This window comes from Variovorax sp. IB41, from assembly GCF_016405905.1.
Lineage (GTDB): Bacteria > Pseudomonadota > Gammaproteobacteria > Burkholderiales > Burkholderiaceae_C > Variovorax.
Genome location: NZ_JAEFCB010000001.1, coordinates 1,076,627 through 1,089,259 on the forward strand (window position 1 = coordinate 1,076,627; position 12,633 = coordinate 1,089,259).

Genomic DNA, 12,633 nt, shown 5'->3' on the forward strand with positions numbered 1-12,633 from the left:
GCTCGATCCACTACACTCGGCGGGGTCAGGAGAGAGCCCCGCGCGACGGGGCCGCCGAAGGCGCAGGGGATTCCCGAACGCTCAGGCAAAAGGACTGACAAGACGCCGGTGCACACCGGCGTTTCCTTGCTGGAGAGAGGCTGTTGCACCATGTGCGCCGGCCCACCGAAGGAGCAAACCCCGATCGTGGGGCGAATCTCTCAGGTAAAGCGGACAGCAGGGGTGGCCCGTGGCGTTGCAGCCATGGATTTCGACTGCCCCTTTGGAGTGCCCCGTGGCCGCTTCTTCCGCTCCCGATACCCAACTTCTCAAGACGCCGCTGTACGACCTCCACGTGGAGCTCGGCGCACGCATGGTGCCCTTCGCGGGCTACTCGATGCCCGTGCAGTACCCCGCCGGTTTGATGGCCGAGCACAGGCACACGCGCGATGCGGCCGGCCTCTTCGACATCTCGCACATGGGCCAGTTGCGCCTCGTCGGCCCCGACGCCGCAGCCGCCTTCGAGACCCTGATGCCCGTCGACGTGATCGACCTCGCCCCCGGCAAGCAGCGCTACGGCCTGCTGCTGAACGACGAGGGCGGCATCCTCGATGACCTGATGTTCTTCAACGAAGGCCACGGCTCGCTCTTCGTGATCGTGAACGGCGCCTGCAAGGTGGCGGACATCGCGCACATCCAGCAGAAGATCGGCGCGCGCTGCGAGGTGCAGCCGCTGCCCGACCACGCGCTGCTCGCGCTGCAGGGCCCGCAGGCCGCGGCCACGCTGGCGCGACTGTCGCCCGGCATCGAGCGCTTCGTGTTCATGACGGGCGGCGCGGTGCAGATCGGCGGCATCGCGGCCTTCGTCACGCGCAGCGGCTACACGGGTGAAGACGGCTTCGAGATCTCCGTGGCCGGCAAGGACGCCGACGCCCTCGCCCGCCTGCTGCTGGCCCAGCCCGAGGTCAAGCCCATCGGCCTGGGCGCACGCAACTCGCTGCGCCTGGAAGCCGGGCTCTGCCTCTACGGCAACGACATCGACACCACCACCACGCCGGTCGAGGCCTCGCTCAACTGGGCGATGCAGAAGGTGCGCCGCACGGGCGGTGCGCGCGAAGGCGGCTTTCCGGGCGCGGCCAAGATCCTTGCCCAACTCACAGCCGCGACCGTCGGCGCGGCCGGCCACACCGACCACGACACCCTGAAACGCAAGCGCGTCGGCCTCGTCGCGCTGGAGCGCATTCCGGTGCGCGACGGCACGCTGCTGCAATCCTTCGAGGGCCAGGACATCGGCATCGTCACCAGCGGCCTGCTCGGCCCGAGCGCCGACCGCTGCGTCGCGATGGGCTACGTGGCCACCGCCTTCTCCGAGCCCGGCACGCGCGTGCAGGCCATCGTGCGCGGCAAGCCGGTGCCGATGGAAGTCTCGACCATGCCCTTTGTGCCGACCCGCTACTACCGCGGATGACCGAGGCTGATCGCGGTTGACCGCGGCTAGGCTCTGCATCCCGATTCAATTTTTTCCACGAGGAGTTTTCCCATGAGCATCAAGTACACCAAGGACCACGAGTGGGTCTCGGCCGAAGGCGGCGCGGCCACCGTCGGCATCACCGTGCATGCGCAGGACGCGCTGGGCGATGTCGTGTTCGTCGACCTGCCCGAAGTGGGCAAGACCTTTGCGCAGGGCGAAGTGGCCGGCGTCGTCGAATCGGTGAAGGCCGCGGCCGACGTGTTCATGCCCGTCTCGGGCGAGATCACCGAGGTGAACGAAGCGTTGCGCGCCGACCCCTCGCTCGCCAACAGCGACCCGCTGGCCACCGGCTGGTTCTTCAAGGTCAAGCTGAGCGAGCCCGCACAGCTCGACGCACTGCTCGACGCCGCAACGTACGACAAGTTCGCCGCCGAATCCTGAAAATGTTCGCCCCTCGGCTTGCCACTTCGTGTGCTTCGCCATCCCCCATGGGGAAGGCGCGGCCCGCCTTGGGGCGGCCCGGCGGCGACCGCTGAGCCTCTCTTCTTTTTTACGCCGATATCACCGCCATGCCGATTCCCGCCCTTCCCTCTTTGCAAGAACTAGAGAACGCCGAAGAATTTCTCGCCCGCCACATCGGCATCGATGCGGCGGACGAGGCGCGCATGCTGCCGGTGATCGGCTCGGCCACGCGGGCCGAACTCATCGACGGCATCGTGCCCGCGGCCATCCGCCGCGCGAAGCCGATGCGCCTGCCGGCCCCGGTGACCGAGGCCGAGGCGCTGGCCGAGCTGAAGGCGATGGCGTCGAAGAACAAGGTGTTCAAGAGCTTCATCGGCCAGGGCTACTACGGCACGCACACGCCGGGCGTCATCCTGCGCAACGTGCTGGAGAACCCCGCCTGGTACACCGCCTACACGCCCTACCAGGCCGAGATTTCGCAGGGCCGCATGGAGGCCCTGCTCAACTTCCAGACGATGGTGTGCGACCTCACGGGCATGGCCATCGCCAACGCGTCGATGCTGGACGAAGCCACGGCCGCGGCCGAGGCGATGACGCTCGCCAAGCGCAGCGTGAAAAGCAAGAGCAACGTGTTCCTGGTGTCGGGCGACTGCCATCCGCAGACCATCGAAGTCATCAGGACGCGCGCCGCGCCGCTGGGCATCGAAGTGAAGGTGAGCACCGTCTCCGAGACGCTGCCGCACCTGATGGCGAGCTGTGAATTCTTCGGCGTGCTCGCGCAGTACCCGGCCACCACCGGCCACGTGCACGACCTGCGCCCGCTCGCGGGCCATGCCCATCAATGCGACGCCGCCTTCTGCGTGGCCGCCGACCTGCTCGCGCTCACGCTGCTCGCGCCGCCCGGCGAATGGGATGCCGACATCGTCTGCGGCACCACCCAGCGTTTCGGCATGCCGCTGTGCAACGGCGGCCCGCACGCCGCGTACCTGGCCTGCCGCGATTCGTTCAAGCGGTCGCTGCCGGGGCGCCTGGTCGGCGTGAGCGTCGACACGCACGGCCAGCCCGCCTACCGCCTCGCGCTGCAGACGCGCGAGCAGCACATCCGCCGCGAGAAAGCCACCTCCAACATCTGCACGGCGCAGGTGCTGCCGGCGGTGGTGGCCAGCATGTACGCCGTGTACCACGGGCCCGACGGGCTCACCCGCATCGCGCAGCGCGTGGCGGCGCTCACCGCCATCCTCGCGCAGGGCCTGGCGCAAATGGGCCGCGAGCCGGTCAACGAATTCGCCTTCGATTCGCTCACGATCCGCACCGGCGACGACACGCCGAAGATCATCGAGCGCGCGACCGCCGCCGGCGTCAACCTGCGCCAGCGGCTGCAGCAGCACCTGGGCATCTCGCTGGACGAGACCACGACGCGCGCCGATGTCGAAACGCTCTGGGCCCTGTTCGTGCCCGCCGGCACCGCGATGCCGCGCTTCGACGACCTGGCCAACACCGCGCCGCGCCTGCCCGAAGACCTGCGCCGCACAAGCGCCTTCCTCACGCACCCGGTGTTCAACACGCACAAGAGCGAGACGGCGATGCTGCGCTACATCCGCAGCCTCTCGGACAAGGACCTCGCGCTCGACCGCAGCATGATCCCGCTGGGCAGCTGCACGATGAAGCTCAATGCGACCAGCGAGATGATCCCCATCACCTGGCCCGAGTTCGCGAACATCCACCCCTTCGCGCCCGCCGAACAACAGCTGGGCTACGCGCAGCTCGATGCGCAGCTGCGCGCGTGGCTCTGCGAAGCGACGGGCTACGCGGGCATCAGCCTGCAGCCCAACGCGGGTTCGCAGGGCGAGTACGCGGGCCTGCTGGCCATCAAGTCGTTCCATGAGGCCAAGGGCCAGGGCCACCGCAACATCTGCCTGATTCCCTCGTCGGCGCACGGCACCAACCCCGCGAGCGCGCAGATGGTGGGCCTGCAGGTGGTGGTGACGGCCTGCGATGCGCAGGGCAACGTCGACATGGATGACCTGAAGCGCGCCTGCGAGAAGCACAGCGACAAGCTGGCCGCCGTGATGATCACCTACCCCAGCACCCACGGCGTGTTCGAGACGCGCGTGAAGGAACTCTGCGAGCTCGTGCACGAACACGGCGGCCGCGTGTACGTCGATGGCGCCAACATGAACGCGCTGGTCGGCGTGGCCGCGCCGGGCGAATTCGGCGGCGACGTGAGCCACCTGAACCTGCACAAGACCTTCTGCATTCCGCACGGCGGCGGCGGGCCGGGCGTGGGCCCGGTGTGCGTGGTCGAAGACCTCGTGCCGTACCTGCCGGGCCATGCGACGGCCGGCGTCGCATCGAACGGCGTGGGCGCCGTGTCGGCCGCGCCTCTGGGCAACGCGGCCGTGCTGCCGATCAGCTGGATGTACTGCCGCATGATGGGCGCCAAGGGCCTGCAGGCCGCGACCGAGACGGCCATCCTGAGCGCGAACTACATCAGCGCGCGGCTGAAGGACCACTACCCCACGCTGTACGCGAGCCCCAACGGCCACGTCGCGCACGAGTGCATCCTGGATCTGCGCCCGCTCAAGGACACGAGCGGTGTCACCGCCGAAGACGTGGCCAAGCGCCTCATCGACTACGGCTTCCACGCGCCCACGCTGAGCTTCCCCGTGCCCGGCACGCTGATGGTGGAGCCCACCGAGAGCGAGCCGCTGGCGGAGCTGGACCGCTTCATCGACGCGATGATCGCGATCCGCGGCGAGATCCGCCGCATCGAGGAAGGCGTGTGGCCGAAGGAAGACAACCCGCTCAAGCACGCACCGCACACCGCGGCCAGCCTGCTGGGCACCGAGTGGGCGCACCCGTATTCGCGCGAACTCGGCGCGTTCCCGCTGGCCGAACTCAAGCAGGCCAAGTACTGGCCGCCGATCGGCCGCGTGGACAACGTCTACGGCGACCGCAACCTGTTCTGCAGCTGCGTGCCGGTGGGCGAGTACGAGGAAACCGAAGCCGCCCGAGGCTGATCAGCCTTCGCGGCGGTACATCGACCACTTCACGGTGAGGATGTCCGCCGCGATCTTCGCGGCGTTCACGCCCGCGTAGGTCTCGGACGGGTTGAACTCGAAGCCCTCCTGGTACCGCTTGACCTGCGCGAAGTCGCGGTCGAAGGTCATCGGGCCCATGAGCTCCGCGGGGTTGACGCCCGCGGGGAGCGCGAGGAATTTCTCCGGATCGGTGGCACTCTGGTAGAGGTCGACGCTCATCTGGTTCATATGCTTGTCCTCGTGATTGGAAAGCACATGGTCCCCGGCCCCGGCGCCGCGCGCAATCGGTCCGCGCCTACACGGCGCGCCGGATCAAGCCCGAAGGCCCGCCCTCGAAATTGCCTCAGGGCTGCTTCTTCCTGGCCAGCTCGCCCGTGGCGATCTGCTGGCGAAAGCCGCGCAGGCTGGCCTTCACCTTGCGCTCGTTCTCCGGCCCCATGCGCACCATGATCTTCTGGCCCGAGGACATCGACTCCAGCTTCGCGTCGACGTATTCGTAGCGCACCCATGGCCGCTGCGAAGGCACGTCGCCCTTCACCTCGACCAGCCGCACCTGCACCGGGCCGCTGGGCTCGGGCGCCTGCAGCAGGTGGTCGATGACGGCGATGAGCCGGTCATTGAAGTAGCGGCCCGGAAAGCCAAGCTCCTCGTACGCCTTCTGGAACAGCGGATAGAGCTTGGCGTACACCGTCGCCGCTTTGGCCGGATCGACTGTCTCGGCCAGCAGCACGATGCCGTTGTAGCGCGCCGCGTTGTTCGCGGCGATGGTCTGCGTGCCGCCCTGTTGCGGCCCGTCGGTGATGAAGCGCTGTCCCGTGGGCTGCACCGGCCAGGCGCTGGCGGGCGCCTGCTCGCGCGCGAGGTTGTCGACCGTGGCCACGAAGCGCCGCACGATGCCATCGGAGCGCAGGTAGGCCGAGGCGTTCTTGCCGCCGATCAGTTCGCTCAACGCCTTCATCACGCGCGAATCGGATTCCGCGAGCGCCGGCAAGGCCGCATCGGGCGGCGCGAGCGCATCGACGGGGTTCTGCGGGCCCGTGGGCTCCGCGGCCGCGGGCGGCGCGGCGGGCCGGTCGTCGGGCGCCGCGGCCACGGGCGTGGGCTCGGGCGCTTTTTGCTGTTGCTGGTACCAGCGCCAGCCGAAGAACGCTGCGGCCAGCACCACGAGGCCGATGACGACGATCATGCCGATCGGCGTCTCGCGGCGGGGCCGGAATTCGGGGGTGTCCCTGGAGCCTGGGGAGTCCGAGGATGGGTGGTCGGTCATGGCGGCACGTTCCTTTTTGCTGAAGGCTGTGTGATGCAACAGGTCGGTCGATGTTGCATCAATCGGTACCCCATTCACGCCTGAGCTCGTAACGCCTTGTGACGCGGGGCACCGTCCACGCATCGCCCACGCACCGCGCCCGAAGGTTCAGGCCGGCGCGCTGAGCGACTGCAGCCACGCGACCGTGCCCTGCAGTTCGGCCGGGCGCAGCTCGTGCGCGCCCGGAAAGTCCGAGCCCGACAGCGCCAGCGGCAGCGTGCGCGCCAGCTCGCGCGTGACCTCGGCCGCGCTCGGCGGAATCACGTTGTCGGCGCTGCCATGGCTCACCCACAGCGCCTTGCCCTCGAAGGCCTCGGCGGGCGCGATGTGCGGCACCACCTGCGACAACAGCCGGCTGTGCCACACCATCGCGGCGCGCAGCTTCGCGGGCTGCGTGAGCAAGAGCGACAGCGCCATGATCCCGCCCTGGCTGAAGCCGCCCACCACGACGCGCTCGGGCGGAACGCCCAGCTGCTGCGCGGCCGAGTCGATCATCTCGCCGACCAGGAAGCGGCTCTCGCGCTCCTGTTCTTCGTCGATCTGCCGCTCGCCGTTGGGGAGCACGCCGAACTCGAACCACGCGTAGGCATCGGGCGACAGCACATAGGGCGCGCGCAGGCTCAGCACGTGGAACTGCGGCGGCATCAGCCGCGCGAGGCCGAACAGGTCCTGCTCGTTGCTGCCCACGCCGTGCATCAGCACCAGCAGCCAGGGCTCGCGCACGTTGGCCTGTGCGCTGTGTTCGAGAAACTTGAGGGGCAGGTGAAGTTGGGTCATGAATGCGTTCGTTCAGAGGGATGCGTGAAAACCTTGGGCGAGCGCGCGCGTCACTTCGGCGGCCGACACCTCGCGGCAGCCGGTTGCGTTCTGCCCCGACCACAGCGGCGAGAAGTCGCCGCTGCCCTGCGCCTCGGCCTTCGTGCGCAGCGGCGCGATGCCCGAGGTGGCGAGCGGAAACTCGGGCGCCGCCGCGCCGATGGGGCCCAGCTCGCGCATCACACGATTGACGATGCCGCGCGCCGGGCGTCCCGTGAAGAGGTTGGTGAGCGCGGTGTGGCGCGCCGCTTCGCTCTTGAGCGCCGCGCGATGGATCGCGCTGGTCGTGGCCTCGGGCGTCAGCATGTAGGCGGTGCCTACCTGCACGCCCGCGGCGCCCAATGCCATGGCCGCGGCCACGCCGTTGGCATCGGCGATGCCGCCGGCCGCGATCACCGGCACCTTCACCGCGCGCACCAACTGCGGCAGCAGCGCGAAGGTGCCGAGCTGCCTGGTCAAGTCGTGCGACAGGAAGTGCCCGCGATGCCCGCCCGCCTCGAGCCCCTGCGCAATCACCGCATCGGCGCCATGCGCCTCGAGCCACAGCGCCTCTTCGACCGTCGTGGCCGAGGCCAGCACCTTCGCGCCCCAGCCATGTACCCGCGCGAGCAGCTCAGCGGAAGGCAGCCCGAAATGAAAGCTCACCACCGGCGGCTTGAACTCGGCCAGAACATCTGCCACGTCGGCGCTGAAGGGGTTGCGGCCCGGGCCGGTGGGGATGCTCGCCGCGTCGATGCCGAATTCGGCGTAGTACGGCGCGAGCGCGGCGCGCCACGTTGCTTCGCGTTCGGTGCTCGGCGCGGGCGGCGTGTGGCAGAAGAAGTTGACGTTGTAAGGCTTGTCGGTTCCGGCGCGGATGGCGGTGAGTTCACTGCGCATCACGTCGGGGCTCAGCATCGCGCAAGGCAGCGATCCGAGCCCGCCTGCGTTGCTCACCGCGATGGCCATCGCGCTGACCTGGATGCCGGCCATCGGCGCCTGGATGAGGGGAAGTTCGGTGCCGAGAATCTGCTGCAGCGTGGCCATTCGGGTGCTCCTTCTTGATCGAATGGCGCGATTGTCCCGCCAAGCCGGGCGGCGCTGCGCCCGCGGGGTCATCGCAGGGCTCGGCGATCAAGCGGCTCGCTTGCCCGGCGCATGCTTGGGGTCGTGCCCCCAGTTCATCAACGAGTAGCGCCACGGCGTCTCGGTGATGTCGCCTTCGGGCCGCTGGGCCAGGTGGCGCTTGACGTAGCCCACGACCTTGCGCATGTGCGCGATGTCGCCTGCGGTGAGCTCGCCGCGGGCCTTCGCGAGCAGGCGCACGATGCGCCGCCCCGAACGATGGCCGACCGATTCGCCGCCTTCTCTGCCCTTGGCGCCCTTGAAGCCGACCGCGCGCGAGTCGTCGGTTTCGAGCCAGTCGCCCAACTGCCGCGGCGTCATGTTGACCGCGCGCTTGAATGCGCGCACGGTGTCCGCATCGGCCGCGGCGGGCGGGCGTGCGCTATCCATTTTTCTGAAGCGCGCCCGTCTTGTGGATCGCCTTCTTGCCCGACTTGCTGCTCTTGACCTCGAACTCGGGATGGGCCTTGGTCGCCTTGGCGGTGTGCCCCTTCACGCTCGCGGTGCCCATCACCTTGCGGGTCACCACGCCCGTAGTTTTGCCTTGGGAGGTGCTCCAGGCGACCTTGTCGCCCACCTTCGGTTCGGTCTTCATGTGCGTTGCCCCGTGGAAGTCTGCGAATGGCCCAGTCTCTCCAGGCACGCGCGAGGACGGCGTTGCGATGGCCGACGAAAGGCGTAGGACGGTGCCGTCACCGCCTTGGCGACGGGCGCTGCGGCAGCGGGGGCATCGCGGCGTGGCTTGGCACAATCGCGCGCATGCCCTCCCCGACCGCGCCCGCCCCGCATTGCAGCATCCGCAGCTACAGCGGCGAGTACCTGGGCCACGACCATGACCACGCGCAGATCATGTATGCGCTGGACGGCCGCATGGAGCTGGAGATCGGCGGGCGCGCCGCCTTCACCGACAGCTCGTGCGGCATGATCATTCCGGCCGGCATGGCCCACACCTTCATGGCGCCGCGCGGCGTGCGCATGGTGGTCATCGACACGCCCGACGACGCCGGCGTGGACCGCCTGCGGCGCTTCGCGGTCACGGCCGCCTGCCGCAACGGCATCGACGCATCGAACGCCGCGCGGCAACTGGCGAAGGTGCTCGAGGCGCCCTCGATCCTCGCGCGCCGCAGCATCGAGCTCGCCCGCCTGGACGACGCCCTCGGCCGCGCGCTGCACGCGCCGTGGGACACCGCGCGCATGGCCGCGCTCTTCTTCCTGAGCCCGCAGCGTTTTCATGCGCGGCTGCTCGAGCTGACCGGCCTCTCCCCGCAGGCGTACCTGCGCGCGCGGCGGCTCGATGCGGCCGAGCGCTGGCTGCGCGGCGGCATGCCGCTGGAGGCGACCGCGCTGCGCGTGGGCTACCGCTCGGCAAGCGCGCTGGGCTTTGCGCTGCGGCGCGAACGCCAGCTGGGGGCGAGGCAGCTGCGCGCACTTTCCGCGTCTTCCGCACCCTCGGCATCTTCGGCATCCTCCTGAAGGTCGAGAGTCTCTCGACATTCGGGCGCCCCGTCTCGCCCGAGCATTCGGGGCATGAAGAACGCATCCATCGTCGGCGCCTGCATGGTGCTGGCCGCCGCCGCCCTGTGGGGCACCACCGGAACCGCGCAGACTTTCATGCCCGCGCACACCTCGCCCTACTGGGTGGGCACCTTGCGCATGGCGATCGCCACGCTGTTCTTCGCGGCCTTCATCGCCTGGCGCCGGCGCGGCGGCGATCGCCCGACGCTCGCCCTGCCTGCCACCGCATGGCGATGGGTGCTGCTCGCGGGCCTGTGCATGGCCGGCTACAACCTGAGCTTCTTCGCGGGCGTCAAGGCCACGGGCATCGCCATCGGCACCGCGGTGGCGGTGGGCAGCGGGCCGGCATGGGCAGGGCTGCTGCAGTCGCTGGTCTCGCGCAGGCCGCCCGCGCCGGTGTGGTGGGTGGGCACGCTGCTGGCCATCGGCGGCGGGTGCCTGATGGTCATGCCGGCCGGCGCCGCCGGCCTGCAGGCAGAGCCGGCGGGACTCGCGCTGTGCCTGGCATCGGGTTTTTGCTATGCGGTCTACACGCTGGTGAGCCAGCGCCTCGTGCGCCACTCGCCGCCCGCGACGGTCACGCTCTGGGTCTTCGGCGTGGCCTCTGCGGCGGCGATACCGGTGGCGTTCCTCCTCTCGGGCCCCTTCACTGCCCCGCCATCGGGATGGGCCATCGTGGCGTACCTGGGCCTGGTCTCCACGGGCGTCTCGTACCTGCTCTTCAGCCATGCGCTGCGGCACATCTCCGGCGCCTCGGGCGTCACGCTGGCGCTGGCGGAACCGGTCACCGCGTTCGCGCTGGCCCTGCTCGTGGTGCACGAGCGCCCGGCCCCGGCAGCCTTTGCCGGACTGGCGATGGTGCTCGCGGGCCTGGTGGTCGTCGTGTGGACCGAAGCGCGCAGCGCCCGGTGATGCAAGCCCCGCTGGCAGCAGGACCTAGCGCGGCGCGCCGAATTCCTTCAGCTTGAAATCCGTCTCGTCCTTGTAGCCATGCAGGCGGCACGCGGCGCGAAAGTCTTCCTCGGAAAAACCCGTCCAGGCGTAGTTCCTCACGTTGCGCCCCGTCGCGCGGTTCTGCACGTAGAACGACAGCGTCGCCTTCGACTCGGAGATGCTGATCGTCTTGTGCAGGTTCGGCACGAACCTGAATTGCTGCGCATCGAAGGTCTTGGCAAAACCCAGCGCCGTGCGCACGACGATGCGCTCCGGGGTGAATTCGAACTTCGTCACGAAGAGATAGTCTCGGCGAAGGATCACGATGGCCACGAGCCCCAGCCCGATCGTTGCCGCGTAGAACAGCGGCGAGTTGATCGTCCGGTCGACCAGGAACCGGTACGCGTAGTTGAAGACCAGCGAGGCCAGCCCGACCATCAACACCAGCTGTCCGACCTGGCTGAGCAGCCACTTGCCCTTGTTCGATACCGAAACGATCACGATCTTTCTCCCTCTTTCTTCTTTGTTGAAAATCATGCGGCGGCGATGGCGGCGCACAGCCGCCTCGCGCCCTCTGCCGTCTTTTTATTCCTCGCTCGTCCACTCCACCTGCACGCCCAGGCTGCGCAGGTTCTCCACGAAGCGCGGATGCGCGCGGCGAATGGGCGTCGCGTTGCGGATCTCCGAGCGCCCCTCGATGCTCGCGGCCACCATGAAGAGCGCGATCGCCACGCGGATGATGTACGGGCTCTCCACCACCGCCGGCGTCAGCGGATTGCCGCCGAAGGTGATGAGCCGGTGCGGGTCCGACGAGAACACGTGCGCGCCGAACTTGGAGAGCTCGCCGGTCCAGCCGAGCGCGCCGTCGTACACCTTGTTCCAGAACATCGCGTTGCCCTGCGCGCGCACGCCCAGCGCAATGAAGATGGGCAACAGGTCCACCGGAAAGTAAGGCCACGGCGCCGCCTCCACCTTGGTGAGCACGTTGCTCGTGAACGGCGTCTGCACCTTCAGCGGGCCGGTGCGGATGGCGCGCGACCAGCCATCCGCGTGCTCGATGCGCACGCCGAATTTCGCGAAGGTGCGGTCCAGCAGCGGAAAGTTCGCGGGCGCGCTGTTGCGCACGATCACGTCGCCGTCGGTGATCGCGCCCAGCGCGAGAAAGGTCGTGATCTCGTGGAAGTCTTCGTCGAAGCGGAACTCGCCGCCCGTGAGCGCGCTGCCGCCATGCACCGTCACGCGCGAGGTGCCGATGCCTTCGATGCGCACGCCGATCATCGCCATGAAGCGGCAGAACTCCTGCACGTGCGGCTCCGAGGCAGCGTTGGTGAGCGTCGAGGTGCCGTCGGCCGCGGCCGCGCACAGGACGAAGTTCTCGGTGGTCGTGACCGAGGCGTAGTCGAGCCAGTGATCGTTGGGCGTCAGGCGCCCGGCGCTGCGCACGAGCAGCGACCCCTCGGTGCGCTCCACCTGGCCGCCGAAGCGCTGGAACACCTCCACATGCGGATCGATCTCGCGCACGCCCAGTGTGCAGCCCTTGACGTTGTCCTCCAGCCGCGCGACGCCAAAGCGCGCCAAGAGCGGCGGCACCAGCATGATCGACGAGCGCATCTCCTCGGGCAGGCGATGCCGCGCGGCGTCGAACGCGGTTTCGCGGTGGTGCAACTCGAGCGTGCCGGTGGCGTGGTCCATCTGCACGTCGCTGCCGAGGGTGCGGAAGATGTCCAGGATCTTGCGCACGTCGGTGATGTCGGGCACGCCGAGCAATCGCAGCGGCTCGTTGGTGAGCAAGGTGGCGCAGAGCACCGGCAGCACGGCGTTCTTGTTGGCGGAGGGGGTGATGCGGCCGCGAAGCGGCGTGCCGCCGTGCACGATGAGGTTGGACATGGAGGTGCGGAAAAGCGGAGAAAGCGAGCGGAAAACCGGAGAGCCCGGGGGCGGGAAAAGGTCGCGGACCATCCGCGACCGGGTGAGGGGACTTTAGCCTCGGCGGACGGCAATTTCGA

General features: G+C 68.9%; 13 protein-coding genes and 2 riboswitches. Of the genes, 5 read left to right on the forward strand and 8 right to left on the reverse strand.

The features are described from left to right. Positions 1–24: 24 nt before the first annotated feature. A riboswitch (glycine riboswitch) is annotated at positions 25–99 on the forward strand. Between the two features lie 20 nt (positions 100–119). Continuing rightward, positions 120–227, forward strand: a riboswitch (glycine riboswitch). 47 nt (positions 228–274) lie between these two features. From gcvT to gcvP, 3 genes are all read left to right on the forward strand, one after another. Beyond that, positions 275–1,447: a glycine cleavage system aminomethyltransferase GcvT gene (gene gcvT, locus JC881_RS05015; RefSeq protein WP_198784554.1), complete on the forward strand. Its 1,173-nt coding sequence runs from the start codon at positions 275–277 to the stop codon at positions 1,445–1,447. A gap of 72 nt (positions 1,448–1,519) precedes the next feature. Further along, the gene (gene gcvH / locus JC881_RS05020) at positions 1,520–1,891 is read left to right on the forward strand and encodes a glycine cleavage system protein GcvH (protein ID WP_198784555.1); all 372 of its coding nucleotides are present in this window, start codon (positions 1,520–1,522) and stop codon (positions 1,889–1,891) included. 128 nt (positions 1,892–2,019) lie between these two features. Then, the gene (gcvP, locus tag JC881_RS05025) at positions 2,020–4,932 is read left to right on the forward strand and encodes an aminomethyl-transferring glycine dehydrogenase (protein ID WP_198784556.1); all 2,913 of its coding nucleotides are present in this window, start codon (positions 2,020–2,022) and stop codon (positions 4,930–4,932) included. On the opposite strand, the gene JC881_RS05030 is transcribed toward gcvP, so the two are convergent. From JC881_RS05030 to JC881_RS05055, 6 genes are all read right to left on the reverse strand, one after another. Continuing rightward, the gene (locus tag JC881_RS05030; RefSeq protein WP_198784557.1) at positions 4,933–5,181 is read right to left on the reverse strand and encodes a hypothetical protein; all 249 of its coding nucleotides are present in this window, start codon (positions 5,179–5,181) and stop codon (positions 4,933–4,935) included. A 115-nt stretch (positions 5,182–5,296) separates the two neighbouring features. Continuing rightward, on the reverse strand, positions 5,297–6,220 hold the full coding sequence (locus tag JC881_RS05035) for a DUF3014 domain-containing protein (RefSeq protein ID WP_198784558.1): 924 nt from the start codon (positions 6,218–6,220) through the stop codon (positions 5,297–5,299). Between the two features lie 147 nt (positions 6,221–6,367). Then, entirely contained in the window at positions 6,368–7,036 is a 669-nt protein-coding gene (locus JC881_RS05040) for an alpha/beta hydrolase (RefSeq protein ID WP_198784559.1), read from the reverse strand. A 12-nt stretch (positions 7,037–7,048) separates the two neighbouring features. Beyond that, positions 7,049–8,101: an NAD(P)H-dependent flavin oxidoreductase gene (locus JC881_RS05045; protein WP_198784560.1), complete on the reverse strand. Its 1,053-nt coding sequence runs from the start codon at positions 8,099–8,101 to the stop codon at positions 7,049–7,051. 87 nt (positions 8,102–8,188) lie between these two features. Beyond that, positions 8,189–8,569, reverse strand: coding sequence for a DUF3140 domain-containing protein (locus tag JC881_RS05050; RefSeq protein WP_198784561.1), 381 nt, complete (start codon positions 8,567–8,569; stop codon positions 8,189–8,191). Then, on the reverse strand, positions 8,562–8,774 hold the full coding sequence (locus JC881_RS05055) for a DUF2945 domain-containing protein (protein WP_198784562.1): 213 nt from the start codon (positions 8,772–8,774) through the stop codon (positions 8,562–8,564). Before JC881_RS05055 ends, JC881_RS05050 begins: the two co-directional genes overlap by 8 nt. A 164-nt stretch (positions 8,775–8,938) precedes the next feature. Here JC881_RS05055 and JC881_RS05060 point away from each other — a divergent pair, with 164 nt between their 5' ends. Together JC881_RS05060 and JC881_RS05065 are read left to right on the forward strand one after the other, a co-directional pair. Then, on the forward strand, positions 8,939–9,652 hold the full coding sequence (locus JC881_RS05060) for a helix-turn-helix domain-containing protein (protein ID WP_198784563.1): 714 nt from the start codon (positions 8,939–8,941) through the stop codon (positions 9,650–9,652). Positions 9,653–9,706: 54 nt separating this feature from the next. Beyond that, a complete protein-coding gene (locus JC881_RS05065; RefSeq protein WP_198784564.1) occupies positions 9,707–10,606 on the forward strand; it encodes a DMT family transporter in 900 nt (299 codons plus the stop codon). 24 nt (positions 10,607–10,630) lie between these two features. On the opposite strand, the gene JC881_RS05070 is transcribed toward JC881_RS05065, so the two are convergent. Both JC881_RS05070 and JC881_RS05075 read right to left on the reverse strand, forming a co-directional pair. Continuing rightward, positions 10,631–11,128, reverse strand: coding sequence for a hypothetical protein (locus tag JC881_RS05070; RefSeq protein ID WP_332875191.1), 498 nt, complete (start codon positions 11,126–11,128; stop codon positions 10,631–10,633). 84 nt (positions 11,129–11,212) lie between these two features. Beyond that, complete coding sequence (locus JC881_RS05075) at positions 11,213–12,514, reverse strand: UDP-N-acetylglucosamine 1-carboxyvinyltransferase (RefSeq protein ID WP_198784565.1); 1,302 nt, start codon at positions 12,512–12,514, stop codon at positions 11,213–11,215. Positions 12,515–12,633: the final 119 nt, after the last annotated feature.

Bases quoted from the DNA above. Each gene is read 5' to 3' on its own strand.
- JC881_RS05050 (WP_198784561.1), bottom strand. From the start codon at position 8,569: ATGGATAGCGCACGCCCGCCCGCCGCGGCCGATGCGGACACCGTGCGC.
- JC881_RS05030 (WP_198784557.1), bottom strand. From the start codon at position 5,181: ATGAACCAGATGAGCGTCGACCTCTACCAGAGTGCCACCGATCCGGAG.
- JC881_RS05065 (WP_198784564.1), top strand. From the start codon at position 9,707: ATGAAGAACGCATCCATCGTCGGCGCCTGCATGGTGCTGGCCGCCGCC.
- JC881_RS05035 (WP_198784558.1), bottom strand. From the start codon at position 6,220: ATGACCGACCACCCATCCTCGGACTCCCCAGGCTCCAGGGACACCCCC.
- JC881_RS05045 (WP_198784560.1), bottom strand. From the start codon at position 8,101: ATGGCCACGCTGCAGCAGATTCTCGGCACCGAACTTCCCCTCATCCAG.
- JC881_RS05040 (WP_198784559.1), bottom strand. From the start codon at position 7,036: ATGACCCAACTTCACCTGCCCCTCAAGTTTCTCGAACACAGCGCACAG.
- JC881_RS05075 (WP_198784565.1), bottom strand. From the start codon at position 12,514: ATGTCCAACCTCATCGTGCACGGCGGCACGCCGCTTCGCGGCCGCATC.
- gcvP (WP_198784556.1), top strand. From the start codon at position 2,020: ATGCCGATTCCCGCCCTTCCCTCTTTGCAAGAACTAGAGAACGCCGAA.
- JC881_RS05055 (WP_198784562.1), bottom strand. From the start codon at position 8,774: ATGAAGACCGAACCGAAGGTGGGCGACAAGGTCGCCTGGAGCACCTCC.
- JC881_RS05060 (WP_198784563.1), top strand. From the start codon at position 8,939: ATGCCCTCCCCGACCGCGCCCGCCCCGCATTGCAGCATCCGCAGCTAC.
- gcvH (WP_198784555.1), top strand. From the start codon at position 1,520: ATGAGCATCAAGTACACCAAGGACCACGAGTGGGTCTCGGCCGAAGGC.